Source organism: Mycobacterium sp., from assembly GCF_035314905.1.
Classification (GTDB): domain Bacteria; phylum Actinomycetota; class Actinomycetes; order Mycobacteriales; family Mycobacteriaceae; genus Mycobacterium.
Genome location: NZ_DATFYW010000179.1, coordinates 1 through 25,181, shown reverse-complemented (window position 1 = coordinate 25,181; position 25,181 = coordinate 1). Strand labels below are relative to the sequence as shown.

Genomic DNA, 25,181 nt, shown 5'->3' with positions numbered 1-25,181 from the left:
CGTCACAAGATCCGCGACGTCCGTCCCTGCCAGTAGCGTTCGCGGATGCGCCGCTTGTAGAGCTTGCCGTTGGGGTCACGGGGCAACTCCGGGTCGAACTCGACCGTGCGCGGGCACTTGTATGCGGCGAGGTGAGCCCTGCAGTAGTCGATGAGCTCCGCCTCGAGGGCGGGTCCGGGCGTGATGCCGTCAACCGGTTGCACGACAGCCTTGACCTCCTCACCGAACTCGTCGTTCGGAACGCCGAACACCGCCGCGTCGGTGAGCTTGGGATGCATGACGAGGAGGTTCTCCGCCTCCTGGGGGTAGATGTTCACCCCGCCGGAGACGACCGTGAACGTCGACCGGTCGGTGAGGTAGAGGTAGCCGTCGTCGTCGACGTAGCCCACGTCCCCCAGGGTCCGCCAGCCGCGCTCGTTGCGGACCGACGCGGTCTTCGCGGGATCCTTGAAGTACTCGAAGTCGGGGCCGCCCTCGAAGTAGATCTCACCCGACTCGCCGACGGGTAGCTCGGTTCCGTCGTCGCCGGCGATTTGCACCGCGGTGAGGGGCTTGCCGACCGATCCGGGGTGGGCGAGCCACTCCTCGGGGCCGATCGTGGTGCCGGCGAAACCCTCTGTCCCCCCGTAATACTCGTGAATGATGGGGCCGAACCACTCCATCATCCGGCGCTTGACGTCAACGGGGCACGGAGCGGCCGCGTGCAGCACGCACTCGAGGCTCGAGACGTCATATTGTTGGCGGACCGCCTCGGGCAGCTTGAGCATTCGCACGAACATCGTCGGCACGAACTGGGCGTGTGTGACCCGGTGGGCCTCGATCAGCGCAAGGACGGTCTCGGCGTCGAACTTGCCCATGATGATCGACGCGGCGCCGACGCGGTTGACGGCCATCGTGTAGTTGACCCCGGCGGCGTGGTAGAGCGGCGCGGGGGACAGGTACACGCTCGACCGGTTCATGCCGTAGCGGCGTGTTAGCGCCAACTCCAGGACCGCCTGCGCCCACGAGCCGTTCTCGGCGGGAAGGGGGCGGCGCACCGCCTTGGGCCTCCCGGTGGTGCCCGACGAGTAGAGCATCTCGCTGCCGTCGGACGCCGGCGGAGCGTGGCCGGCGGCGGTCAGGGCGTCCTCGTATGAGCGCCACCCCGGCAGTGGCCCGCCGACGCCGACGAGAACCCGCAGCGACCCCGGGCCGTCGGGGATCAGCGACCCCAGCTCGGCCATCGAGGAGTCGACGAACAATGCCCGCGCCTCGCAGTCGGCGACGATGTAGGCGACCTCCTCGACGGTGAGGTGCGTGTTGACCGGCGTGTAGTACAGGCCGGAAAGCTGGCACCCCCAGGCGACTTCCAGGAATTCGGGCCGGTTCGGCAGCACGATGGCGACGCCGTCGCCTCGGCGCAGCCCCGCCTCGTGCAGGAACGCGGCGACACGTTGGCTTCTGGTGTGCAACTCGCCGTAGGAGATGGCCTGCCCGTCCCCGGCGATCAGCACCGGGGTGTGCGCCGCGCCTCTCGCGTGGTCGGCGATGTTCACCCGCGGGCCCTACGCGTCGGCGGACTCAGCCGCCGTGGCCTGGCGGCGCGCCATCTCCGCGGGCTTGATCTTGCCTTGCAGCACCTGCTGTACCAGGGCCTGCACGTCGGAGCTTACGGACGCGAGGGCGACCAGGTCGTTGGAACTCTGCCAGTGCACGCGCATGCCCATCAGCTCCCACGCCCGCTTGAGGTTCGCCTTGGTCGCCAGCAGCGTGGTCAACGGGGCCTGCGCGATGTGGCGGGCGATCGCATCGACGCGCGCGTCGAGTTCCGCGCGCGGAACCACCTCGTTGACCAGGCCGACGGCCAGCGCCTTCTGGGCGTCGATGACCTCCGCGAGGTAGAGGTAATAGGCGGCACGCCGCCAGTTCATGAAGACCCACGGCTCGATCGAGCACTCACCCGACGGCATGCCGAACCCTTGCAGGGGCGGGTACTGGAAGTAGGCGTCGTCGGACGCGATGACGATGTCGGTGGTCAGCCCGTAGTGGGTGCCGCCACCGACGCAGTAGCCGTGGACCTGCGCGATCGTCGGCTTGGAGAACTCCCACAGGTTCATGGTCGGCTTGACGAACAGGTCGGTCTGCGGCTTCCACGGCGTGCCCATCGCCTTGAAGCCCTCGACGAACGCCGGATAGTCGCGCGCGTTGTCGCCGATGGCGTGTCCCGAGCAGAAGCCCTTGCCGTTGGCCTTCAGGATCAGGACCTTGATGTCGTAGTCGCGGTCGGCGTCCAGGAGTGCGGCGTCGACCTCCTCGACAAGCTTCTGGTCCTGGGCGTTGGCCTTCTCGGGCCAGTTCAGCGTGACGCGCGCGATCGCTCCGCGTTTTTCGTAGATGGTCCGCTCGCGGGTCTCGTTCAGATCCATACCCTCTCCTATGACTTGATCACGCCGATCTCGACGCCGATGTCGTAGCTGGCGCCGACTTCGCCGGTCCATTGCACGGTGCCCGATGCACCGGCCTCGACCGCCTGTTCCGCCTTCTCGGTGGCGATGACGTAGAGCGGCGTGCCTTCCGCGACGTGGTGGCCGTTCTCGACGAGCAGTTCGACGAGTTCGGCTTCCGACACGGCGACCGAGACCCGCGGGATGCGAATGACGAACTCACCCATGCGTGCTTGCCGCGGGTTGTCGGAACGTGCGTTGGGCGGCCGTGACGATCCGTGCCGGCGACGGGTATACCTGCGCCTCGAGCGCCGGCGCGGCCGGGGCGGGGACGAACCTGGCGCCCACCCGTTCGATGGGGGCGGCGAGGTCGCCGAACAGCTCGGACTGCAGTATCGCGGCGATCTCGGCTCCCGGGCCGCCGAATTGGACCGCGTCGTGCACCACCACGACTCGTCGGGTACGGCGGGCCGACCCGACGATCGTCTCGACGTCGAGTGGCACGAGTGTGCGCAGATCGACGACCTCGGCGTTCACGCCCTGCTCCTGCAGCGTCGTCGCCGCCGCGAGTGCGTCGTGCACACTGCGCCCGTAGCTGATCAGGGTCACGTCGGTGCCCGCCCGCTTGATGTCGGCGCGACCGAGGGGAATCGAGAACCCGGGATCGGTCGGAACGCAACCGCGTTGGCTCTGCAGCCGGATCGTCTCGACGAACAGGCACGGATCCTCGTCGAAGATCGCCGAGGTCAGTAGCCCCTTGCCGTCGCGCGGGGTGGAGGGCACGATCACCTTCATCCCGGGAATGTGCATGAACCAGGCCTCGAGGGTCTGCGAGTGTGTCGCACCGGTGGCAAGCCCGCCGTACACCTGGGTGCGGACGGTGATCGGAGCGGTTGTCCGCCCGCCCGTCATGAATCGCAGCTTGGCGGCGTTGTTGATCATCTGGTCGGCGGCGATGCCGATGAAATCCATGATCATGATCTCGGCCACCGGCAGGAGACCGTCTATCGCCGCGCCGATCGCCGCGCCGACGATCGCGGCTTCCGAGATGGGTGTGTCCAGCACCCGGTCGCAGCCGTACTTGGTCGACAGCCCCGCGGTCGGGCCGGACGCGCCGGGATCGGCGATGTCCTCACCGAGCAGGAACACCCTCTCGTCGGCCTGAAGGGCCTGATCCAGCGCGAGGTTCAGCGCCTCGCGCATGGTCATCTCTTTCTCGTCCATGTGCGGCTCCCTCACCCCGGGAACGTGATCGGGTGTGCGTAGACGTCGCGATCGAGTTCCTCGATCGGCGGCGGATCTGCGCTGATGACCGCCGTCAACGCCGCTTCCACCGTGTCGAGGGCGTCGTTCTCGATGCGGTTGAGTTCGTCTTCGGCGCAGATGCCGGCGGCGGCGACCTGCCTGCGGAACCGCGGCACCGGGTCGGCCGCCATTGCGGTGGCCAGCTGGTCCTTCGGGATGTAGCGCATCCGGTCACCGAAGTAGTGGCCACGCAAGCGGAACGTCACGCACTCGATGAATGTGGGGCCGTCGCCGTGGCGTGCCCGCCGCAGCGCGTCGTCGAGCGCGGATGCCACGGCCAGCGGGTCGTTGCCGTCGACGCGAACCCCCGGCATGCCGTAGCCGGCCGCCCGCTCGGCGACGTGCTCGAGCTTCATCGTGTCCTTGGTGGGCGTCATCTCCGCGTAGAGGTTGTTCTGGCACACGAACACGATCGGCAGATCCCACAGCGCGGCCATGTTGGCCGCTTCGTGGAAGGAGCCGGTGTTGGTCGCACCGTCTCCGAAGCTGACCGCCGTGACGCGGTCGAGTCCCTTGCGTTTCGCCGCCATTGCCAGCCCGACGCCCACCGGGGGTCCGGCGCCGACGATCCCGGTCGAGAGCATCACCCCCTTGTCGGGCTTGGCGATGTGCATGGTGCCGCCCTTGCCGCGGCTCGCGCCGACGCTGCGACCCATCATCTCGCCGTAGATCTCTTCGAGCGGGACGCCCTTGCCGATGAGGTCGTGCAGCCCGCGGTAGGTCGTCACCAGCTGGTCGTCGTCGCGCAGCGAGACACCCATCGCGGCGGCGATCGCCTCCTGCCCACGAGAGGGCCAGTACACGCACATGAACTCGCCGGTGGCTATGCCCTTGCTGAGCCGGTCGTCCGCGGCCTTCATCAGCACCATCAACGCGTAGATGCGCCGCGCAACGTCCGGCGGCGCAGTGGCCCCGGTGGCGTTCACTGCGCGGATTCCGGTGGGTACGAAGCGATCTCCCGGTAGACGCGGGTGACGGGTGGCGGGTCGAGCTGCAGGTGCTCCAACGAGGACATCTGCCCGCTTCGGCCCAGCGCTGCCAGGCGCGCCACGGCGCCGGCCAGATCGTCGGAATCGAGCTCGTAGATCGCGATGAACGGCCCGTTCCCGTCTATCGGCGCGAAGCGGCGCGCGGAAACGATCCCCTCGACGGAGACGATCTCCGCCAGATGGGTGTCGTTGTACCACTCGTGGTAGTCCGCCTCCTCATCGCCCGACACCGGCATCGTCTCCACGTACATGATCCCTCTGGGCATGCTCACCTCCCCGGCAGTGCAATTGCTCCCGCGTCACGCGCCCGACCAGGGCTTGACCTTGAGAAAGCCTCCGGCGTCGACGCGGAGCTGCTGGCCGGTGATGTAGCGGGCGGCGTCCGAGGCGAGGAACACCACGGCCTCACTGATGTCTTCGGGTTCGACGTAGGGAATCGGCATCGCCTGGATCACCGGGAACGACAGTTCGGCGTCGTCGCGGGTCGGGTTCGGCAGGTCGGGCCGGAAGGCTCGGTACATCGGCGGACTGTGCAACATGTCGGTGTTGCAGTTCGTCGGGTGGATCGCGTTCATCCGGATGAACTTGGGGGCCAGCTGCAACGCGAAGTCGTTGACATAGTGGGCGACAACCTGTTTCGCGAAGGCGTACCCGGCCCCGCCGGGGCCGCCGTCGATACCGCTGGTGTTCATCGACGCCATGAACGCCGCCACCGATCCCGTCGCGATGATCGAGGCGCCGGCCTGCAGGTGTTTGAGGCTCGCGTGCACGAGGTTGATCACCCCGATCAGGTCGACGTCCACGGCGTCGGCGAACGCCTGTGGCGGCAGGCCCGCGGTCAGCGGGGCGATGCCGGCGTTGGCGACCACGACGTCGAGATGGCCGAACTCGGCGACGCCCTGATCGATCGCGGCGGCCAGCGCGGCGCGGTCGCGAACGTCGGCGACCGCCGTGAACGCGCGCTGGCCCTCCTTCTCGACGAGCCGGCCGGTCTCGTCGAGATTCTCCGGCCGGGCCAGCGGGTACTCGTTGGTTTCGATGTCTGCGCACATGTCCACCGCAATGATGTCGGCGCCCTCCGCGGCCAGCATCCGCGCGTGCGAACGCCCCTGACCGCGCGCGGCCCCGCTGATCAGCGCCACCTTGCCCGTCACCCTGCCCATGGCCGGTCCTTTCTCACACTGTCAACACCAACGACGCGCACTGGGGCCCGAAGCCGTTCGCGACCACCGCGACCCGCGCATCGGGCACCTGACGCGTCCCGCACTCACCGCGCAGTTGCGCGACACCCTCGGCCAGGAAGCCCAGGCCGTGCAGCCGTCCCTCGGCGAGCTGTCCGCCGCTGGTGTTCATCGGTAAGGCCCCGCCGGGACCGATGGTCGTGCCGCCGTCGACCCACTGCCCGAATTCCCCGACCTGACAGAAGCCCATCGCCTCCACCCACGCCATGGCGACGTGCGTGAAGCCGTCGTACAGCTCGGCGACGTCGACGTCGGCGACGGTGACCGACGAGCGCTTCCACATCGTTTCCGCGCACCGCAGCGTGCCGCCGAACAGAAAGTCGTCGGTGTAGGTGAAATCCGGTTTCCACCCGGTCCCCATCGCGATCGCATCGATCCAGACCGGGCGCTTCGGCGCGTCCGCGGCCCTGTCGGCGGTGGTGATGACGACCGCGCACGCGCCCGTCACCGGATAGTCGCAATCGAGCAGCCGCAGCGGCTCGGAGACGTAGCGGGACGAGAGGTAGTCGTCGATGGTCAATGGCTCCCGCATGACGGCACGATCGTTGAGCGACGACCAGCGTCGCCCGTTGAGCGAGATCCGGCCGTAGTCTTCGTCTTTGGTGCCCAGCGTGGCCATGCGCCGCTGCTTTTTCATCCCCATCACCGGGATGATTCCGCCGGCGACGCCGTACGGGAACTCCCACTGCCACGGACCCGCCGCCTGGGGCAGGGCCCGCCCGCTCATCTGGCCCCATTCCCGGGTCACCGAACGCACCACCAGCGCCACGTCGCACGCTCCGGACAGCACCGCCATGTGCGCGCCGAGGGCCGCGGCGAGACCGGACGGGCCGCGCGGCGTGTAATCGCTGTAGACCGCCAGGTTTTCGATACCGAGCAGCCGGGCCATGTCGTTGGCCGACTCGTCGCCGGCGTACTCGAACACCCCGTCGATGTCGCGGACGGTCAGGCCGGCGTCGGCGATGGCGGCCCGCGACGCCCCGACCGCCAGTGGTCGCCCGTCGATGCCCTTATCCCGGCGAATTTGCGAATAGCCGACACCCACCACGGCCGGCGTGGTCATTCAGCCGCCCCAGTCGCCTCGCGAGCCGGCCGGAACTGCGGCAGCGCGAAGTCTCCGCGGCGTTCGAACACGACTTCCATCGGCAGCCCGCACCGCAGTTCGCCGGGCTCGGCGTCGACGACGTTGGTCAGGATCCGCACCCCGGGTGCGTCGTCGAGTTCGGTGAGCCCGATGATCAGCGGCATCGCATCCAGGAAGCCGGGGTGAAACGGCTGACGCAGGATCGTGAACGCGAACAGAGTCCCGCGGCCGCTGACCTCCACCGCGACGGGTCTCGCGTCGGCACCGCCGGGCACCTCCGGCACCGGGCTGGGCGGATGCTGCAGGACGTCGGTTCCCTCGAAACCCTGGACGGTCAATCGACCGACTTTGGCGTTGTCCCAGTAGAACGCGCTCACCGCGTCGGGGATCGGGACCGGACGAACGTTCGGCTCCATCGCATCTCTTCCACGAAAAACTGCGCGGTGGCGGCAGCCCGGCTAACCGTATCCCTGAGAGTAGCTAGAATATCTAAAATAGCAAGAAACGGAGGATCGCGATGTCAGGCGTGCTCAGCGGCGTCCGGGTTGTCGAGCTGGCATCGTGGACATATGTGCCGTCGGCTGGTGCCGCACTGTCCGACTGGGGCGCCGACGTCATCAAGGTGGAGGGCGTGAGCTCGGGCGATCCCGGGCGGGCGCTGGTCATCGGCGGCTTCACCCGCGACGCGGCCCGCGTCGACGCCGACTTCATCCTCGAGCTGGGCAACCGCGGCAAGCGCAGCATCGCGATCGACATCAAATCCGAAACGGGTCGAGACCTCTTCGGGCGGCTGTTGGCCAGCGCGGACGTGTTCCTGACCAACTGGCTGCCCGGCGCGCTGGAGCGGGCGCGGCTGACCGTCGAGGACATCCGTGCGTTCAACCCCGGGATCATCGTCGCGCGGGGAACCGGCCTGGGGGTGCGCGGCCCGGATCGCGATCGGGGCGGGTTCGACGCGGCCACGTACCTGGCGCGCGGCGGGGTGGCATACACGCTCACACCGTTCGGGAGCGAGGTTCCCGCTGTCCAGGGTCCGGGATTCGGCGACCTGCAGGGCGGCGCGACACTCGCCGGTGGGGTGTGTGCCGCGCTGTTTCACCGCGAACGCACCGGCGAGCCGACCATCGTCGACTCCTCGCTGCTCGCCCAGGCGATGTGGGCCATCGCCCCGTCGATTTCGGCGGCCGACTTCTTCGGCATCGACGGCATTCCGGGGGCACCGCCCGGGTTGGCCATCAACCCACTCGTGAATCGGTACAAAACCAGGGACGGCAGGTGGATTCAGCTGGTCTTTCTGCAGCCCGACAAGTTCTGGGCCGGCTTTTGCGAGCGCATCGGTCTCCGCGAGCTGGCCACCGACGAGCGGTTCGTCCCGTCGGGCAACCTGATCGCCAACGCCGCCGAGGCGACGGCGATCATCGCGAATGTGTTCGCCGGCCGTGACCTCGCGCACTGGCAGAAGGTGCTCGAAGACGAACCGGGTGTGTGGGGCGCGCTGGCGACGCCGCGGGAAACCCTTCATGACCCGCAGGTCGAGCCGAACGGATATGTGGTGACGAATGTCGACGACCACGGCGAGGAATACCGGATAGTTGCCGCGCCCGTTCAATTCGGCGAAACTCCGCCCGCCCCGGCGCGCGCCCCGGAGCATGGGCAGCACACCGAGGAGATCCTGCTCGAGCTCGGCGTCGACTGGGACCACATCTCACAGGCAAAGGACCTCGGAGCGATTCTCTGAGACCCGCATGGCCATAAGTCCCGCCGAAAACGGGACTTTCAGCTCCCGCTCTCGACCGCCGCCGCCCGGTACATTGCGGTCCATGACCTATGTGATCGGCAAGGCCTGTGTGGACGTGGCGGAACAATCCTGCGTGAAGGTGTGCCCGGTCGACTGCATCTACGAGGGTGCGCGCGCCTTGTACATCAATCCCGACGAATGCGTGGATTGCGGCGCCTGCCGGCTCGAGTGCCGCGTCGGGGCGATCTACTGGGAAGACGATCTGCCGGAAGACCAACGGCAGTACCGTGCCGACAACGCCGCATTCTTCAGCGAGACATTGCCGGGCCGGGACGCACCGCTGGGTTCGCCGGGCGGCGCGGAAAAGCTGGGCCGTGTCGGGGTCGACACGCCGCTGGTCGCCGCCCTGCCGCCCCAAATCGAGTGAGGACGCGCCCGCCCGGCTGACAATGGAGCCCGTGAGGCAACCCGACGCCGACGACCTCGACACCGTGATCAAGGCGGCTGCGCTGCTGCACGAGAACGGGCAGTCGACCGGGATGACCATGATCGCGGTGGATCGCCTTAATCAGGGCCTTGGTGTGCGCACCACCCTGATCCCGTCGTGGGCGTCGCTGCTGCTGGTCGGTGGCGGCCCGCTCGCACCGGTGCGGGTGGCGGCCGCCACCCCGGTCGCGGTGAACATGCGCCGGGTGTCGGCGGCTATGCGGACCGTCGACCGGGCCGAGGACGGCCCGCTGGACCGCGACGACGTCAACCGGGAGCTGGCGGGCGCCGCCGCCGAAAGCATCTCCAACACAGTCGCCTTCACGGTCGCGTGCGCCACCGGTGCGGCCGCGCTGGCGGTGGTGTTCGGCGCGGCCGACCCTAAGGTGGTGCTGCTCGCGGCGGCGGGCGCCGCCGTCGGCGGTGTGATCCGGCGTGCGCTGGGTCGCTTGGGCGTCGGCATGCTCGTCCAGGCCTTCGCCGCGGCCACGGTGGCCGGGCTTGTCGGTGCGGTGGCCATGCATCTGAGCCTCGGAGCCGCGGCGGGATTGGTGGCCGTCTGCCCGGCCATGGTGCTGGTTCCCGGGCCGCACGTCCTCAACGGGGCGCTGGATCTGCTGGCCCTGCGGATCACGCTCGGGATCGCCCGGCTTGGCTATGCGGTGCTGGTCCTCGCCGCGATAGCGGCCGGCCTGATCATCGGGCTGCGCCTCGGCGGACAGACGTTGTCGGTGTCCGGCACCGACACCTACGTTCCGTTGTATGCCGACGTGCTGGCCGCGGGCGTGGCCGCCGCCTCCTACCCGGTCTACTTCTCGATGCCGTACCGGATGATCGGCTGGCCGGTCGCCGTGGGGATGGTGGCGCACGGGCTGCATTGGTGGGCGATGTCGGCATGGCACGTGAGCCTGGCGACGGCCGCCTTCCTGGCATGCCTGCTGGTCGGTGTGGCGTTGGTCCCGGTGGCCCACCTTCTTCGCATGCCGTTCGCGGCGATCGGGTTCGCGGCCGTGGTCGCGCTGGTGCCGGGCGTCTACGTCTTCCGGATGCTCAGCGGTCTGGTCCAGTTGCCCGGCACCGCGTCTCCCGCGCTGCTCGCGGCGACGGCCTCGGACGGCGCCGTCGCGGCGCTGGTGGTGGCCGGGATGGCGATCGGCCTGGTCGTCCCGATGCATGCGCGCGACGCGTTGCTCGCCACCCGGGCCCGTCGCGCCCTGGCCGGGCTCTAGGGCCCTAGGGTCTGAGGGATGCGCTTCGGCTTGTTCATTCCCCAGGGTTGGCGTCTGGATCTGGTCGACATCCCGCCGGCGCGGCATTGGGAGGTCATGCACGGGCTGGCGGCATATGCCGACCACAGCGCGTGGGACTCGATTTGGGTCTACGACCACCTGCACACCGTGCCGATGCCGACCGACCAGGCCACCCACGAAGCGTGGACGCTGATGTCGGCCTGCGCCGCGTCGACCTCGCGCGTGAAGCTCGGCCAGATGTGCACGGCGATGAGCTACCGCAATCCCGCGCTGCTGGCCAAGATCGCGGCCACCGTTGACATCATCTCCGGTGGGCGGCTGCAGATGGGCATTGGCGCCGGGTGGTACGAGCACGAGTGGCGCGCCTACGGGTATGGGTTTCCCCCCGCCGGGGTGCGGTTGGGCCGGCTCGACGAAGGTGTGCAGATCATGCGCGACGCGTGGCAGCACGGCACGGCGACACTCGACGGCAGGTACTACCAGGTCAGCGGGGCGATTGTGCAGCCGAAGCCGCTGCAGGATAACGGCATTCCGCTGTGGATCGCCGGCGGCGGTGAGCGCAGGACGTTGCGCATCGCCGCGAAGTACGCGCAGTACACCAACTACACCGCCGAGCCGGAAGGCTTCGCGCGCAAATCGGAGATCCTGGCCGGGCATTGCCGCGACGTCGGCACCGACTTCGACGCGATCGTTCGGTCGGCCAACTTCAACGCGGTGGTCGGCGAGTCGGAGGCCGAGGTCAAAGATCGGCTCGAGCGGGTCCGCGACCGCATGATCCGCTTCGTCCCCGAGGCCGCCGCCGACGCGATGCTGACCATGACCAGCAGCCCCGACTCGGCGAGCGGCACACCCGATCAGGTCGTCGAGCGGCTGAAGCACATGGCCGATCTCGGGTGCGGATATGCGATCTGCTATTTCCCGGAGGCCGCATACGACCGCTCGGGCATCGAGCTGTTCGAGCGGTCGATCATCCCCGCGCTCAGCTGAGTCCACCGGCGCGCGGGCCTCAGCCGGTCACCGTCGCCGAACCGGACGCAGCCGGCGATGCCACCCGGGTTTACCCCTCTTAACCCGGCCGATCACGGCTTGTGCTTGTTGTTGCCGATTACACGCGGGTTGCGCCCATCGATGACCGCGATAATCGAGGAAACCTACACCGGGCGGCAAAACCTGGCCGGAAAATCGGGCAAAAAATTATCTGGTACGTCAGTTTCGCCGGAGCGCCGCCAAATCACCCACTCGCAGGGCTGTTTCGTGGGTTTGTCCGCCACTTCGCGCGCCCCGACCGGCTCCGGTAGGCCGCGGATACCGCGACTAATTGCTTAGTTAGCAAAGAGAAATAGCTGCAGCTTTCACGCCCCGGCGGCCGACGTTTATATCGCCGGGCCCAGCAGGTCGTCGGCGTCCCTGATGACGTAGCCGTAGCCCTGCTCGGCGAGGAAGCGCTGCCGGTGTGCGGCGTACTCGGCGTCCAGCGTGTCGCGGGCCACGACCGAATAGAAGTACGCGCCGCCGCCACTTGCCTTGGGCCGCAGCAGCCGGCCCAGCCGTTGCGCCTCCTCCTGCCGGGAGCCGAAGGTTCCCGAAACCTGCACGGCCACCGCGGCTTCGGGCAGATCGATGGAGAAATTGGCGACCTTGGACACCACCAGCGTGGGCACCTCGCCGCGGCGGAACGCGTCGAACAGCGCCTCCCGCTCGGCGTTTTTCGTCGAGCCCTGGATCACCGGTGCGTTCAATTCCTCGCCGAGCTCGTCGAGCTGGTCGAGATAGGCGCCGATCACCAAAGTCGGCTCTTGCGGATGCTTTTCGAGGATGGACTTGACCACCGCCAGCTTGGAGCGCGCGGTGGAGCAGATACGGTAGCGCTCGTCGGGCTCGGCGGTGGCATACATCATCCGCTCGTTGTCGGTCAGTGTCACCCGTACCTCGATGCATTCGGCCGGTGCGATCCAGCCCTGCGCCTCGATGTCCTTCCACGGTGCGTCGTACCGCTTCGGCCCGATGAGGGAGAACACGTCGCCCTCGCGCCCGTCCTCACGGATCAGCGTCGCCGTGAGCCCGAGTCGGCGCCGTGACTGCAGGTCGGCGGTCATCCGGAACACCGGCGCGGGCAGCAGGTGAACCTCGTCGTAGATGATCAGCCCCCAGTCCCGGCTGTCGAACAACTCGAGATGCCGGTACACGCCCTTGCTGCGGCGGGTCATCACCTGGTAGGTGGCGATCGTCACGGGCCGGACTTCCTTGCGCTCGCCGGAGTATTCGCCGATCTCGTCCTCCGTCAGGGACGTGCGGGCGACGAGCTCTCGCTTCCACTGCCGTCCCGCCACCGTGTTGGTCACCAGGATCAGCGTCGTCGCGCCGGCTTTCGCCATCGCCGCCGCGCCGACCAGCGTCTTTCCCGCACCGCACGGCAACACCACCACACCGGAACCGCCCTCCCAGAATGACGCGGCGGCCATCTCCTGGTAGTCGCGAAGATGCCAGCCGTTCTGCGCGAGGCTGATCGGATGCGCTTCGCCGTCGACGTATCCGGCGAGGTCCTCGGCGGGCCAGCCGATCTTGAGCAGCATCTGCTTCACCCGGCCACGCTCGCTGGGATGCACGACCACGGTGTCGTCGTCGATGCGGGCACCCAGCATCGGCGTGATCTTCTTGTTGCGCAGCACCTCCTCGAGCACCGCGCGGTCCAGGCTGATCAGCGTCAGGCCGTGCGCCGGGTGCTTGACCAGCTGTAGGCGCCCGTAGCGGGCCATCGTGTCGACGATGTCGACCAGCAACGCCTGGGGCACCGCGTAGCGGGAATGGCTGACCAGCGCGTCGACCACCTGCTCGGCGTCATGGCCCGCGGCGCGGGCGTTCCACAGCGCAAGGGGCGTGATGCGGTAGGTGTGGATGTGCTCGGGCGCGCGTTCGAGTTCGGCGAACGGCGCGATCGCGGCCCGCGCCTCGCCGGCGAGGTCGTGGTCGACCTCGAGCAGCACCGTCTTGTCGGACTGCACGATCAGGGGGCCGTTGGTCATCCCGTCATTGTATTTCGGCCCCCGGCCACCGGCCTGAAAGTGACTCTGGCTGCGAAAAGACATCAGCGTAGTTCAGCAGAGTTGTGGGCATCAATGAAAAGCCCGGAGTTACTCGAACGGGAACTGCGCGGGGAACTCGGCGCTCCACCCGGACGCGAATTGGTTCACGAAGCTTGCGACTTCGGGCCACGACTGGTTGAGTATCAGGCCGTGTTCGGCGGCCCCCTCGTTGCCGGTAGGGGATCGATCGGGACCGGTACAAACACTTTGCGGGCAGGCGTACATGAGGAACGTCGGCGAGGTCCACGGCCCCCCTTTTCCGGTGTCGGGCAGGAGCCGCCCGAGCTTCCAAGGCCCGCAATGCGAGCCGGTCTTGTCGGCGTAGCAGGGGTTCGGCAGCCACTGGCCACACTCTTTCGGCGGCGCGAAGTATGTTCCCGGAGGCGAGGTGTCCGGGTACAGAAAGTAATTGGAGCTTCCAGGACCGAGGGCACCCGCAAGCTCACAGCCGTGTTGGGGCGCGACGATTCCATCTCCTTCGTCGTGAATCCGCAGAAACGACACCTTGGCGAGCAAACTCGGTCCATTTTTGCCGATGGAAGTGTCCGACAACGCCGATGACCGTGCGTATTCCTGGGCGTGGAAGGTCGACCCGCAGCTGGGGCACCACACCGGCCCGCCGGGGTAGGCCGGGCCGGGGGACGTCTGCGGCAGCAGTCCCCCCCACGTCCACGACGCTGTTTGGGTGAAGTCGGTCGGGCCGTCCACCGAGACGGCGATCTGCGGCGCGGCTCCTCGCTCGATCGCCAGCTCGGTAATACACGAACCGTGGGAATGACCGTACATGACAACCTGATTCGCCTTGGCCACGTCGTTGGGAAGCGCTTTCACGGCTGAGAGGAGATTGAGCACGTCATCGACCTCCCCGCCGCACAATTCGAACTGACCCTCCGACAGCCTCGTGAAGCCTTGGTACGGGACGGGAGCTTGCTCGCCGGCCTGTGTCCCGAAGATCGACCAGCCCCGGTAGGTCGACGTCGCGACGACCCACCCGTTCTCGGCCATCGTGATGCACCCGTTCCAGGTGGCGGTGACAATGCCCGGTGGCATGCCCGGCACCGTCGACACGCCCGGAGCGCTTCCGTGGTTGACGATGAGCACCGGGTGGGGGCCCGCCGACGCCGGGTAGCAGATGAGCCCGTAGATCAGAAGGTTGTCGGATTCGTACGTTCCGACCTCCCAGTGAACGTTCCCCGAGTCGCCGGATGGAAGGGTCTGCTGCGGGTTCGACGGGTCCGTCGTGCTCCATACGGCATTGGTAGCAGGATGAATGCCGGGATTGGCCCGGGGATGAATGTTTTTCGGTGCTCGTGGTGGCAGCGCCGGATATTCGGGTGGCGGCGGAACGTATTCGGGGGGTGGCACAGCGTCTGGCGCCCCCGCGCACCCACCAACCGCCTCGAACTGTCGAGCGCCCGCGTCCGCACACACGTCTGCCCGGCTGAGCGCCGCCGTGTCGATCGTGGCGACGGCCGACAGCGCTGCCACGAGCACCACGATGACTGCGACGGCCGTCCCCGACCGTACCCGATGACCCATTTTCATCACCGCCTGAACAAACGAGCCAGCCACATCGTGTCAGCACTCGGCCCACTGGACCTGTCGTTTGACCAGTTGAAATTGCAGTTGATCGGTCACCGGAGACGTGCGACGTGGCACACCGTTATCCGTCGTCGACCGACACCACCGAGGTGACGCGATGAATGGCAAAGTCGCGCACCCGCCCGGCCGCCCGATCGAACGCCGTCAACTGGCCGCCCCGCACGCCGATCGGTGAGACGACGCGCTGGGTGGCAACGCCTGCGGGGTCGACATAACCCATCACCACGGAGGTCTGATCCCGGACCGCCTGTTGCAGCAGCAAAACCGCGGTCGCGGGGTCGACCCGCGTGACGGGCGCCGCGGCGACCTGGCGCAGCATCGCGACGATCGCCCCCAGCGTCTGGGTGCTGGGTGTGGTGAGAAGCCGCTGCAACCGCCGGTGCGGCGCGGCGGCTACGCGCGCGCCACGCGCTCGCAGGTCGACGATCGTCCCCGACGCGTCCTCGGCGGCCGGGGCGAACCCGGCGTCGCGCAACCCCGCCAGCACGTCGCCGATCGGCGCCTGTGACACCGCGACCGTCGGCGCCAGCAGGCGCAACTCCAGCGCCTCGGCGACCGTCGTGGCGACCACCTGCGCCAGCAGCGCCGGGTCTTCGCAGCGGACGAATGAGCTGGCCGCCCCGACGCGCAGCTGTCCGTGTCGGCGCGCCACGTCGTCGATGAGATACGTAAGCCCTTGCGGGACCGGAGTTTTTGAGTACGTCCGGAAGAACGCGTGCAACGCGCCCGCGCTGCGGCCTGCGTCCAGCGCGCGCCGGATGGACGCGTCGCTGATCCGGTACACCATCGCGGCACCGGCCGACTCGACGGTCGCCACCCGGGCCAGCTGCTCGGACAGCTCGCGGTTCAGCGGCCCCGGCGCCACCACGGTGAGGTCGGCCTGCAACAGGAAGTGGTCGATCGGCTCGGGCAGCACCCGGGCCATCGCCGCCGACGCCGCGTCGGCGTCCGCGCCGGAGATCATCACCCGCGCCGGCGTGGTCACCGCGCCGCGGCCGACCAGGCCCAGGACGGTCGCCTCGTGGAGCAGGTCGCTCACCGGCGCCGGCTGCAGCCGCATCGACCAGCGCGGCCGCCGCCAGAGCAGCACCCGCGAGGCCTCGGCGGCGTCGAGCCCCGCGCCGCGTGGCAACTCGGCCAGCGCGCCGAGCAGCAGCCTGCGGTCCAGCGGCGCCGCCGCGGAGAACAACGCGTCCGACAGCGCGGCCATCGGTTTGCGCTCGGGTCCGCGCCGGCCGATCAGGCCGGGCCGCGCCGGCAGGTCCAGCCAGGTGGCCGCGAGCAGCTGCCACTGCGCGGCGGCGGTCGTTTCGACGAAGCGGTCCGCGGCGACGGTCGGCGCCCAGTACGGCCCGTCGACGTCGGGCGGCTCCGGATCCGGTGCGCCCGCGGCGATCAAACCGGCCGCGGCGCCGACCTCCAGGATCAGGCCGAGCCGCTGCTCGTCGATCCCGGTGAGCTTGGCCAGCCGCTTGAGCTCGCGGATTCCGAGGCCCCCGCTGCGCAGCTCCGGAACGGGTGCGGCACCGAGGGTTTCGAGGACGAGCTCCGTCTCACGCAGCAGATCGATCACCGCGCCGGCGGCGGCGTCGTCGGCGTTGGATGCCGTGGTGCTCGTCGTGTGCGGTTGCGGCGCCACCAGGCTGACAGGGCCGGGCTGCTCGCCGCGCAGCACCTGCCCGACCTGCCGCGGCAGGATCACGGTTTCGTTGTCGACCTGCCTCAGCAGGCCGGCGGCCAGCAGCCGCTGCACCGGACGGTCGGCGGGGGTGCCGGGCGCGGCGTCGCGGGTTCGCCCGACCGGGGAGCCCGCGACGAGGCGGTCCAGCAGCACCCGCTGCGCATCGTCGACCGCCTCGATCTGCGCGGCGATCTCTTCTGGGCTGCGTCGGGTGTCCTCGGCCACGACCTGACCCGTGTGCCACGGCAGCCCGGCGGCGGCCTCCGCAACCACCCGAACCGCGGCGTCACCCCACACCAGGCCCCGCTCCCGAAGGTCGTCGAGCGCGGACGTGACCAAGGCCTCCGGTGCGCGATCGCCGATCAGCGCGACCAGCTTGGCCACCGGCACCCCGGTCGTGTCGGCGTGCAGCACCAGCAGCGCGTCGATGATCGCGAGGGAGAGGAAGTCCAGCTCGTCGGTGGCGGCCTTGACCGACTGGCGGGCCTGCGCGCGCGCCGCCAGCGCCGCGATGCTGCCCGGCGGCGGCTGGGTGAGGTCGGGTCGTAGCTCCAGCAGGCGGACCAGCCGATCGTCGGGTAGGCCGGCCAGCCAGGCATGAAACGACGTGCCCGGAGAGTGTGCGGTCATCGCTGACCAGCGTAAAGCAGTCGGGCCTGCTCGCGGCCGGTCGCGGCGCCTGTCAGAATGTGCTCGTGGCTGACAACAAATCAGAAAAGCGTCGATACGTCGACAACGGCTGGCCCGTGCACGAAGAGGGCGACGAGCACGCCATCAGCGAACTTGCTGCCGACCGCACCGGCGCGTTGTCGCCGTACGGGGACATCACGTTCCCCCTTCCCGCCGAAGACTTGCCGTACACCCACCCGGTCACGGTAGTCAACAAGTAGCTTCCGGTGTCCGACAGCGGCCGGCTCTCGCACCTCGATGAACGGGGAGCGGCCCACATGGTCGACGTCACCGGCAAGGCGGCCACGAAGCGCACCGCGCAAGCGGCCGGGACGTTTCTGACGACACCGGACGTGGTCGAGCTGATCTCGGCAGGCGGCCTGCCCAAGGGCGACGCACTGGCCACCGCCCGGGTGGCCGGCATCCTGGCCGCCAAGCGCACCAGCGACTTGATCCCGCTGTGCCACCACCTCGCGCTGACCGGTGTCGACGTCGACTTCGAGGTCGGCGCTGCCGAGGTCGCGATCACCGCAACCGTGCGCACCACCGACCGCACCGGGGTCGAGATGGAGGCCCTCACCGCGGTCAGCGTCGCGGCGCTGACGCTCTACGACATGGTCAAGGCCGTCGACCCGGCCGCCCGGATCGACGACGTCCGGGTGCTGCGCAAAGAGGGCGGCAAGGCCGGGCTTTGGACGAGATGACGCGCTCGGCGTGGGTCGTGATCGCGTCGACGCGCGCGGCCGCCGGGCAATACGAGGACCGCTGCGGGCCGATCCTCGTCGACTGGCTCATCGAACGCGATTTCGCGGTGGCCGATCCGGTGGTCGTCGCCGACGGCGACGCGGTGGGCCTGGCCTTGCGCCGGGCAATCGTCGACCACGCGGACCTCGTCGTCACGTCCGGCGGCACCGGCCTGTCGCCGACCGACGCCACGCCCGAGCAGACCGCGCGCGTGCTCGACTACCAGGTTCCGGGCCTCGCCGATGCGATCCGCCGCGCCGGGCTGCCGAAAGTCCCCACCGCCGTGCTGTCCCGCGGCCTGTGCGGCGTCGCCGGGCGCACGCTGATCGTCAACCTGCCCGGTTCGCCGGGTGGCGTCCGCGACGGGCTGACCGTGCTGGCCGGCGTGCTCGACCATGCGCTGGACCAGCTCAGCGGCAAGGACCACCGCGGATGAGCCGACAACCCGAGATGAGTGTGGTGTTGCGGGCCGAGATCACCGAGCAGCCGATCGACCTCGCCGAGCACGAGGCGTTGGTGGCTCGCGACGCCGCGGGTGCTGTCGTCGGGTTCGCGGGCGTGATCCGCGACCACGACGTCGGCCGGTCGGTGGTGCGGCTCGAGTACTCGGCGCACCCCGCGGCTGAGCAGGTTCTCGCCGAGGTCCTGCAGGAGGTCGCGGCAACCGAAGGTGTTCGTGCGGTGGCGGCCAGCCACCGCGTCGGCACCCTCGCCATCGGGGAGGCCGCACTGGTGGCGGCCGTGGCGGCCGATCACCGCGGGACGGCGTTCGAAACCTGTTGGCGTCTGGTGGACTCCGTCAAGGCGCGGCTGCCGGTGTGGAAGCGCCAGTTCTTCGCCGACGGCACCGACGAATGGGTCGGCTCGGCGTAGGCGAATGCCTCGCTTGGTTCCCAACCGTCACCACTGCCCTCCCGGCCTGGGCATCGATGATGAATAACGGTGCGCGTTGGCGATTTCGTCGAGCGCGCGATGAGCCGCAAGTCCTCTGAGCCAATTGCGCCAACTGGATCAACCTGGCTGATATATGTCAAGATGTGTGACATGTCTGACGATGCGGACCAGCCCCTGGGGTACCTGCTGTACCGGGCCGGGGCGGTGCTGCAGCCCGCCGTCGCCGCGGCGCTGCGACCATTCGGGCTGAGTTTGCCCGAATTGGTCTGCATGAAGATCTTGTTCGCGTTTCCGGGACTGTCGAACGCGGACTTGGCGCGTGCGAACAACGTCTCGCCGCAGGCGATGAACAACGTGCTGCAGCACCTCCAGGAGATGGACGTGGTGACCCGGCCGGCGTCGGTTTCTTCGGGTCGCTCCCTGCCGGCGCAGCTGACCAGGCAGGGCCTCGCGCTGCTCAAGCGCGCCGAAACAGCGGTGGCGAGCGCCGAAGACCAAGTGCTGGCCAACCTGACATCGCCTCAGCGTTGCCAGCTCAAGCGGCTGCTCGGCACGATCGGCGCAGCGGTGCCCACCCCACCGGTCGCCCGGCGGCCGCGCCGACGCTGACCTCGCGCGATCAAGACCGCGGCGCCGGGCCGGCCCGGGTCCAATGGTGACCCGGATGGGCCTAACGGCCCTACCGCCTCGTACCCGGCCGACTTACGTTGGTGCTCAACAGCGTCGAGCGCCTCAGGCCGGCAAGGAGTGCAACCCATGACGACCGCCGGGGCAGCCACGGGCGCAGTGGGCAGGAAAGTCGGCGAGCCGGGGCCATCGCTCGGCGCGATCGACCACGGGATCGTCACCTGGTTCAACAGGGACTATGGCTTTGGGTTCATTACGCCCGATGACGACGGTGCCGATGTTTTCTTTCACATCTCCGAGGTCTCCAATGGCACCCTCCGGGTGCCCCAGGTGGGTCAGCGTACGAGCTACCGTGTCGCTGGCACGCCGCGGCACCCCGAGGCACGCACGATGCGCCTGCTGTGACGACGGCATCCTCGACCGAGCTCAAGTGAAGGCTTCACCCCGCGCGAGCGTGAACACACTGCGAAATTTCTCGCGAAATCTCGCAGTGTGTTCACGCTCGGCGCTGCTCCGCTCGCGCACTACCGCCAGTCGCGCCAACGGCAGCCGGCAACCACTACCGCCAAAGGCCGGCAACGGGCATCCGACGCCGCGATCGGCTGACCCGGCGACTACTGCCCGGGCGCAGCAGCCGGCGCCGTCCCCGGAGCCGGGCCGCCCTCCGGCGGACCCGCGGCCTCACCGGGAGGCGGCGTCGAGTCGAGTGGCCGCTGACTGATCCCTAGAAGTGCGTCGTGCGGGCTGATCTGCTGCGTCTTGAGCGCCTGCCACAGTTCGTGCAGGTAGGTTATGTTCGGACCCCCACCTGGCTCCTGGCTGGGATTGTCCTCGGTGGTGCCGGGTGGCAGGTTGTTCGGGCTGGGCAGGTGCGGGACACCGTTCGGCAGATTCGGCACCTGGCCGGTCGTGGCCGCCTGGCTCGCGGCGTCGTACACCGGGCCGGGGATGTTCGGCAGCGCGTTCGCCACCGCGCCGGCCGGGTCGGGCGCGGGCGCCCCGGGAGGCGGCTGGGCCGGGTCATCGGGCGCTGGCGCCAACGGGGCGTCCACGGCAGCGGAGGTGTCGACGATCACCGCGCCGGCGGGCGGTGCAACCGTGGGGTCGTCGGCGGGCGGCGGAACCACCACGTCATCCGGGGCCGGTGCGTCCGGGGCGGGCGCGGGAGGCGCGTCCGGGGCGGGCGCGGGAGGTGCGTCCGGCGCCGGCGGCGGCGCGTCGGGCGCGGGTGTGTCCAGGGCTGCTGTTTCGACCACGCCCTGGTCGGCTGGTGGAGGCAGCGGAGCGTCTGGCGGGGGCGCGGGTGCGTCATGGTTGCCGACCGGTGTGTCCGACGGCAGGACGTTGCGCGGCGTGGTCGAGCTCAGCCCGTGGCCGCAGACCGGCCAGGCGCCGCGGCCCTGCGTGGCGAGCACGCGCTCCGCGATGGCGATCTGCTGGTCTTTGGAGGCCATGTTGGCGGCCGGCGCGAATGCGCCGCCGCCGTGGGCGGCCCAGGTGCCCGGCGAGAACTGCAAGCCACCCTGATAGCCGTTGCCGGTGTTGATCGCCCAGTTGCCGCCGGATTCGCAGCGGGCCACCTGGTCCCATTCACCGTCGGAGGCCGCGCTGGCGTGGCCGGCCAGCGCGAGCCCACCGCCCCCGATGACCGCGCCGGTGAAGGCAAGTTTTGATAGGCTTACCGAGGATGTAGTGGGCTTTCGATGCCGTCCACTCATACGTCTGCTCTGTCCTCTCTGTATGCGCCCGCGAGGTCAGCTGTCGGGTTCGGGCACGAGAGGCCGCCCGGCCGGCTGAATACACTGGGTGAATTCAGCACGGCTTCACCCCGAGGAGCCGCAAAGCGGCCCCAGGTTGGTCGTTCCTGGTTCGGTGGACCGGGTTGGGTCCCCCGCCTCCATCCATGGTGTTCGTGGTTGTCCTTGCCCAACGGATGGAGTTAGGCGCGAAAGGCAAGGAAGGCCAACCGTTATGGGGCCGGATGGCTTGATGGATGACCGTAATGGTTCAGGTCACATCCGTCACCTTTTGCCAAACACGGCGTTTCGGCTCACGGCAAACTCTAAAAGGGCTCTAAAAGCCCAAGAAGGGATCGTGTTTTCGCAGGTGTCGCTGCTACTCCACCGGTCTGTAGCCAGCTTGTGACCATTCCGTTATGTGATGCAAATCACTCTCAGCCGCCGGCAAAGGGTGGAAGCACATCGATCGTCTGGCCCGACCTCAGCGGCATCGACGTGTCGCGCACCGCCACTTCGTCGCACAGATACGAGCATCGCGTGAGTACTTCGGCCAGTCGGGGATTTGCCTCGCCGAGCGCGCCGACGAGGTCGGACACGGTTGCGCCGGGCCCCAGGACCAATGTCTGCGCCTCGGATCCCGCGGCCGCCCGCGCGGCCGCGAAGTATCGCACCGTCACCCACAGTCGCGTCGACAGATCCGTCATCGCCCGCGGGCCATCTCAACCGCCGATCGCGCTCATCGGGCGGGCCGGCTGGACGAAGTTCGGAGCGTTGATGCCGTGGCCGGCCGGCTTGGCCCACATCGCGGCCCGCCACGCGGCTTCCACGGCTCCGTCGTCGGCGCCGGCCCGCAGCAGCCCGCGCAGATCGGTCTCCTCCGTGGCGAACAGGCAGCTGCGGACTTGGCCGTCGGCGGTCAGCCTGGTGCGGTCGCAGTCCGAGCAGAAGGCGTGGGTGACCGACGCGATCACCCCGACGGTCGCCGGTCCGCCGTCGACCTGCCACAGCTCGGCCGGCGCCGAGCCGCGCGGCGCCTTGTCCGGCTGCAACGAGAAGTGGCGCGCCAGCGCCGCGAGCACGTCGTCGGCGGTGAGCGCCTCGCCGCGGCGCCAGCGGTGCTCGGCGTCCAGCGGCATCTGCTCGATGATGCGCAGCTGATACCCGGCCTCCAGGCAGAAGCGCAGCAGCGCGACCGCGTCGTCACGGCCGGTCAACGGGTCGAGGACAGCGTTGACCTTGACCGGGCCGAGGCCCGCCGCACGGGCCGCCGCCAGGCCTTCGAGAACGTCGGTCAGCCGGTCGCGCCGGGTGATCGCGGCGAACCGGGCCGCGTCGACGCTGTCCAGCGAAACGTTCACCCGGTCCAGCCCGGCTCGTGCCAGGTCGGCGGCGCGCACCGCCAGGCCCACCCCGTTGGTGGTCAGCGCGATCTCCGGCCGGGGGCGCAGCCGCGCGGTCGCGGCGACGATCTCCTCGAGACGCTTGACCAGCAGCGGCTCGCCGCCGGTGAACCGCACGCTAGTGATGCCCAGTCGGGTGACCGCGATTCGCAGCAACCGGGTCAGCTCATCGGGGCGCAGCAGTTGGTCGGTGGGCAACCAGTCCAGCCCGTCGGCGGGCATGCAGTAGGTGCAGCGCAGGTTGCAGCGATCTGTCAGCGAGACCCGCAGGTCGGTGGCGACCCGTCCGTAGCTGTCCACCAGCGGACCGTCGGCGGGCACGGCGGGCTCCGTCCCGTTGGTGCGGCGCAGCACCGACGGCAGACCCAGCGCCGTTACCGTCATGCGGCCACCTTCGTCTCGTCGACCGGCACGATCTCCTTGCCCAGCGGCACCAGCGAGACCGGTATCAGCTTCAAGTTCGCCAGCGCGAGCGGTATTCCAATGATGGTGATCGCCATCGCCACCGCCGTCACCAGGTGCCCGATCGCCAGCCACACACCGAACAGCACGACCCAGATGATGTTCCCGATCAACGCGCCCGGACGCGCTCCGGGCTTGCTGATGATCGTGCGGCCGAACGGCCACAGTGCGTAGGAGGCGATGCGCAACGCGGCGAACCCGAACGGGATCGTGATGATCAGGACGAAGCACACCAATGCGGCCAGAAGGTAGCCCAGTGCCAGCCAGAGGCCGCCGAAGACCAACCAGATGATGTTCAGGATCAGGCGCATTGTTCCTCCAGCGATTGGCTCAGCCTACCGAGTAAACAGGGGTGCTCGACGGGGAGCGAGCCGAGTAGGATCACCTGGATCGCGTCCTGCGCTGCGGGGCGCGTTTTGTTCGAGGAACCATCAAGGCAAGCAGGTGAGACCAGTGCCGACCGGCAGGGTGAAGTGGTACGACGCGGAGAAGGGCTTCGGCTTCCTGTCTCAGGAAGACGGCGAGGACGTCTACGTCCGGTCGTCGGCGTTGCCTTCCGGTGTGGAGGGCCTGAAGTCCGGTCAGCGCGTCGAGTTCGGCGTCGCGTCGGGCCGGCGCGGCCCGCAGGCGCTCAGTCTCAAGCTGATTGACCCGCCGCCGTCACCGCTGCGGACCCGGCGCGACACCGGGCCGGCCGAGCACAAGCACTCGCCCGACGAACTGCACGGCATGGTCGAGGACATGATCACGCTGCTGGAGTCCGCGGTGCAGCCGGAGCTGCGCAAGGGACGCTATCCCGACCGCAAGACCGCGCGTCGCGTCTCCGAGGTCGTCAAGGCCGTCGCCCGAGAACTCGACGCCTGAAATTTTGCCGGGTTTCACAGTAGTCGTGTCGCGGTGGCCGCGGCTTGGTGTCTTGTTCGTCCTGGCCTTCGTCCTGGCCGCCGCCCTGGTGGCCGCCGCGTGTAACGCGAACCCCCCGGACCGCCGCGCACAGGTCGACGCGCTGACCAGGCAGATTCGCGGCATGCCCGGCGTGGTCGCGGCCACCGGCACCACGGCCGACGACGTGGCGCAGGGACGGGTCTACGTCGAACTGGATGTCGACGTGGCCGACCACATCACCGGCGACCAGCTCGCCGCGATCACCTCCCGGTATCTGGATCATCTCCGCAGCGTCGACTACCGCGGATACCAGACCGAATTCGACGCCCGCAGCGGCTGGAACGTGTTCGCGATCGACAACAACGACCGCGCGATCACCAACGGCGACCAGATCGTTCAGCAGGCGCGCGACTGGGTGGCAATGCGCACGCAGTTTCCCGGATCGACGGTCCGACTGCACGCGACGGTCAGCCACGGCACCGACCCGAGTGCCAACCGCGACGGCGGCCATCTCAGCGGCGGCGCCATCGACCTCCCGGACACCGCCGACTACACCGCGGTGACGGCCACGGTGACAACATTGGCTGCCCGGTTCCCCGGGCTCGCCGGCGGCGACTGGACGGTCGGCGCGGGCAGGCAGCACCCCGCGGACATCAAGACCGCGAAGCGGTTTCCCACGCCTCAAGAGCTCGACGTGTGGACCAAGCTCAACGCCGATCAGACGATCCCACACGTCGATGCGCTGACCATCAACGGGCCGACGACCGGTCCGGTGTGGGTGTCAGAACAGACCGTCACCGCAGATGCCGGGGTGGATGTGCAGCTGGCCGGGCAGCACCTGCCCGTCGTCGCGACGCTGCCCCCACCGGTGCTCTACAC

28 protein-coding genes and 1 riboswitch are annotated in these 25,181 nt (G+C 68.9%); of the genes, 12 read left to right on the top strand and 16 right to left on the bottom strand.

Annotation, left to right across the window (positions count from 1 at the left end; translation table 11 throughout):
• Nucleotides 1–2 precede the first annotated feature (2 nt).
• The 9 genes from VKG81_RS15445 to VKG81_RS15405 are packed head-to-tail and all read right to left on the bottom strand — an operon-like array spanning nt 3 to nt 7,458.
• A complete protein-coding gene (locus VKG81_RS15445; RefSeq protein WP_324397375.1) occupies nt 3–1,535 on the bottom strand; it encodes an acyl-CoA synthetase in 1,533 nt (510 codons plus the stop codon).
• Nucleotides 1,536–1,544: 9 nt separating this feature from the next.
• Nucleotides 1,545–2,405, bottom strand: coding sequence for an enoyl-CoA hydratase-related protein (locus tag VKG81_RS15440; protein ID WP_324397373.1), 861 nt, complete (start codon nt 2,403–2,405; stop codon nt 1,545–1,547).
• Between the two features lie 8 nt (nt 2,406–2,413).
• Nucleotides 2,414–2,650 (bottom strand): lipoyl domain-containing protein, encoded by a 237-nt coding sequence (locus VKG81_RS15435; protein WP_324397371.1) that lies wholly within the window; start codon nt 2,648–2,650, stop codon nt 2,414–2,416.
• A complete protein-coding gene (locus tag VKG81_RS15430; RefSeq protein ID WP_324397369.1) occupies nt 2,643–3,647 on the bottom strand; it encodes an alpha-ketoacid dehydrogenase subunit beta in 1,005 nt (334 codons plus the stop codon). Before VKG81_RS15430 ends, VKG81_RS15435 begins: the two co-directional genes overlap by 8 nt.
• 11 nt (nt 3,648–3,658) lie before the next feature.
• Nucleotides 3,659–4,597, bottom strand: coding sequence for a thiamine pyrophosphate-dependent dehydrogenase E1 component subunit alpha (locus tag VKG81_RS15425; RefSeq protein ID WP_324397420.1), 939 nt, complete (start codon nt 4,595–4,597; stop codon nt 3,659–3,661).
• A gap of 53 nt (nt 4,598–4,650) precedes the next feature.
• A complete protein-coding gene (locus VKG81_RS15420) occupies nt 4,651–4,983 on the bottom strand; it encodes a hypothetical protein (protein ID WP_324397367.1) in 333 nt (110 codons plus the stop codon).
• Nucleotides 4,984–5,016: 33 nt separating this feature from the next.
• Entirely contained in the window at nt 5,017–5,880 is an 864-nt protein-coding gene (locus tag VKG81_RS15415) for a mycofactocin-coupled SDR family oxidoreductase (protein ID WP_324397365.1), read from the bottom strand.
• 13 nt (nt 5,881–5,893) lie between these two features.
• A complete protein-coding gene (locus VKG81_RS15410; RefSeq protein ID WP_324397363.1) occupies nt 5,894–7,021 on the bottom strand; it encodes a thiolase family protein in 1,128 nt (375 codons plus the stop codon).
• Nucleotides 7,018–7,458: an OB-fold domain-containing protein gene (locus tag VKG81_RS15405; protein WP_324397361.1), complete on the bottom strand. Its 441-nt coding sequence runs from the start codon at nt 7,456–7,458 to the stop codon at nt 7,018–7,020. Before VKG81_RS15405 ends, VKG81_RS15410 begins: the two co-directional genes overlap by 4 nt.
• Nucleotides 7,459–7,559: 101 nt before the next feature.
• On the opposite strand from VKG81_RS15405, the gene VKG81_RS15400 reads away from it, so the two are divergent.
• From VKG81_RS15400 to VKG81_RS15385, 4 genes are all read left to right on the top strand, one after another.
• Complete coding sequence (locus VKG81_RS15400; protein WP_324397359.1) at nt 7,560–8,780, top strand: CaiB/BaiF CoA-transferase family protein; 1,221 nt, start codon at nt 7,560–7,562, stop codon at nt 8,778–8,780.
• An 82-nt stretch (nt 8,781–8,862) separates the two neighbouring features.
• The gene (fdxA, locus tag VKG81_RS15395; RefSeq protein WP_324397357.1) at nt 8,863–9,207 is read left to right on the top strand and encodes a ferredoxin; all 345 of its coding nucleotides are present in this window, start codon (nt 8,863–8,865) and stop codon (nt 9,205–9,207) included.
• Nucleotides 9,208–9,238: 31 nt separating this feature from the next.
• Nucleotides 9,239–10,495 (top strand): threonine/serine exporter family protein, encoded by a 1,257-nt coding sequence (locus VKG81_RS15390; RefSeq protein ID WP_324397355.1) that lies wholly within the window; start codon nt 9,239–9,241, stop codon nt 10,493–10,495.
• 18 nt (nt 10,496–10,513) lie between these two features.
• On the top strand, nt 10,514–11,503 hold the full coding sequence (locus VKG81_RS15385) for an LLM class F420-dependent oxidoreductase (protein ID WP_324397352.1): 990 nt from the start codon (nt 10,514–10,516) through the stop codon (nt 11,501–11,503).
• Nucleotides 11,504–11,889: 386 nt separating this feature from the next.
• Here VKG81_RS15385 and VKG81_RS15380 read toward each other — a convergent pair whose 3' ends face one another.
• The 3 genes from VKG81_RS15380 to VKG81_RS15370 all read right to left on the bottom strand — a co-directional run bounded on the left by VKG81_RS15380 (nt 11,890) and on the right by VKG81_RS15370 (nt 17,512).
• Complete coding sequence (locus VKG81_RS15380; RefSeq protein ID WP_324397350.1) at nt 11,890–13,539, bottom strand: DNA repair helicase XPB; 1,650 nt, start codon at nt 13,537–13,539, stop codon at nt 11,890–11,892.
• Between the two features lie 108 nt (nt 13,540–13,647).
• On the bottom strand, nt 13,648–15,138 hold the full coding sequence (locus VKG81_RS15375; protein ID WP_324397348.1) for a hypothetical protein: 1,491 nt from the start codon (nt 15,136–15,138) through the stop codon (nt 13,648–13,650).
• Between the two features lie 124 nt (nt 15,139–15,262).
• Entirely contained in the window at nt 15,263–17,512 is a 2,250-nt protein-coding gene (locus VKG81_RS15370; protein ID WP_324397346.1) for a helicase-associated domain-containing protein, read from the bottom strand.
• 65 nt (nt 17,513–17,577) lie between these two features.
• On the opposite strand from VKG81_RS15370, the gene VKG81_RS15365 reads away from it, so the two are divergent.
• The 6 genes from VKG81_RS15365 to VKG81_RS15340 all read left to right on the top strand — a co-directional run bounded on the left by VKG81_RS15365 (nt 17,578) and on the right by VKG81_RS15340 (nt 20,221).
• Nucleotides 17,578–17,772, top strand: coding sequence for a hypothetical protein (locus tag VKG81_RS15365; protein ID WP_324397344.1), 195 nt, complete (start codon nt 17,578–17,580; stop codon nt 17,770–17,772).
• Nucleotides 17,773–17,829: 57 nt separating this feature from the next.
• Nucleotides 17,830–18,255, top strand: a complete 426-nt coding sequence (gene moaC, locus VKG81_RS15360) for a cyclic pyranopterin monophosphate synthase MoaC (RefSeq protein WP_324397418.1) — start codon at nt 17,830–17,832, stop codon at nt 18,253–18,255.
• The gene (locus tag VKG81_RS15355; protein WP_324397341.1) at nt 18,252–18,731 is read left to right on the top strand and encodes a MogA/MoaB family molybdenum cofactor biosynthesis protein; all 480 of its coding nucleotides are present in this window, start codon (nt 18,252–18,254) and stop codon (nt 18,729–18,731) included. Before moaC ends, VKG81_RS15355 begins: the two co-directional genes overlap by 4 nt.
• Nucleotides 18,732–18,745: 14 nt before the next feature.
• Nucleotides 18,746–19,168: a molybdenum cofactor biosynthesis protein MoaE gene (locus VKG81_RS15350; RefSeq protein WP_324397416.1), complete on the top strand. Its 423-nt coding sequence runs from the start codon at nt 18,746–18,748 to the stop codon at nt 19,166–19,168.
• A gap of 171 nt (nt 19,169–19,339) precedes the next feature.
• Nucleotides 19,340–19,798, top strand: coding sequence for a MarR family transcriptional regulator (locus tag VKG81_RS15345; RefSeq protein ID WP_324397339.1), 459 nt, complete (start codon nt 19,340–19,342; stop codon nt 19,796–19,798).
• A 147-nt stretch (nt 19,799–19,945) separates the two neighbouring features.
• On the top strand, nt 19,946–20,221 hold the full coding sequence (locus VKG81_RS15340; protein WP_324397337.1) for a cold shock domain-containing protein: 276 nt from the start codon (nt 19,946–19,948) through the stop codon (nt 20,219–20,221).
• Between the two features lie 209 nt (nt 20,222–20,430).
• Here VKG81_RS15340 and VKG81_RS15335 read toward each other — a convergent pair whose 3' ends face one another.
• From VKG81_RS15335 to VKG81_RS15320, 4 genes are all read right to left on the bottom strand, one after another.
• Entirely contained in the window at nt 20,431–21,534 is a 1,104-nt protein-coding gene (locus VKG81_RS15335) for a transglycosylase family protein (RefSeq protein WP_324397335.1), read from the bottom strand.
• A gap of 9 nt (nt 21,535–21,543) precedes the next feature.
• Nucleotides 21,544–21,742, bottom strand: a riboswitch (cyclic di-AMP (ydaO/yuaA leader).
• A gap of 247 nt (nt 21,743–21,989) precedes the next feature.
• Nucleotides 21,990–22,259 (bottom strand): MoaD/ThiS family protein, encoded by a 270-nt coding sequence (locus VKG81_RS15330; protein WP_324397333.1) that lies wholly within the window; start codon nt 22,257–22,259, stop codon nt 21,990–21,992.
• Between the two features lie 15 nt (nt 22,260–22,274).
• Nucleotides 22,275–23,339 carry a GTP 3',8-cyclase MoaA gene (moaA, locus tag VKG81_RS15325; protein WP_324397331.1) on the bottom strand — a complete coding sequence of 355 codons (1,065 nt, stop codon included), beginning with the start codon at nt 23,337–23,339 and terminating at the stop codon, nt 22,275–22,277.
• Nucleotides 23,336–23,728 carry a YccF domain-containing protein gene (locus VKG81_RS15320; RefSeq protein WP_324397329.1) on the bottom strand — a complete coding sequence of 131 codons (393 nt, stop codon included), beginning with the start codon at nt 23,726–23,728 and terminating at the stop codon, nt 23,336–23,338. The genes moaA and VKG81_RS15320 overlap by 4 nt, the downstream gene beginning before the upstream one ends.
• Nucleotides 23,729–23,870: 142 nt before the next feature.
• On the opposite strand from VKG81_RS15320, the gene VKG81_RS15315 reads away from it, so the two are divergent.
• Both VKG81_RS15315 and VKG81_RS15310 read left to right on the top strand, forming a co-directional pair.
• Complete coding sequence (locus VKG81_RS15315; protein ID WP_324397327.1) at nt 23,871–24,281, top strand: cold-shock protein; 411 nt, start codon at nt 23,871–23,873, stop codon at nt 24,279–24,281.
• Between the two features lie 25 nt (nt 24,282–24,306).
• Nucleotides 24,307–25,181: hypothetical protein (locus VKG81_RS15310; protein WP_324397325.1), on the top strand; the 875-nt coding region annotated here is incomplete at its 3' end.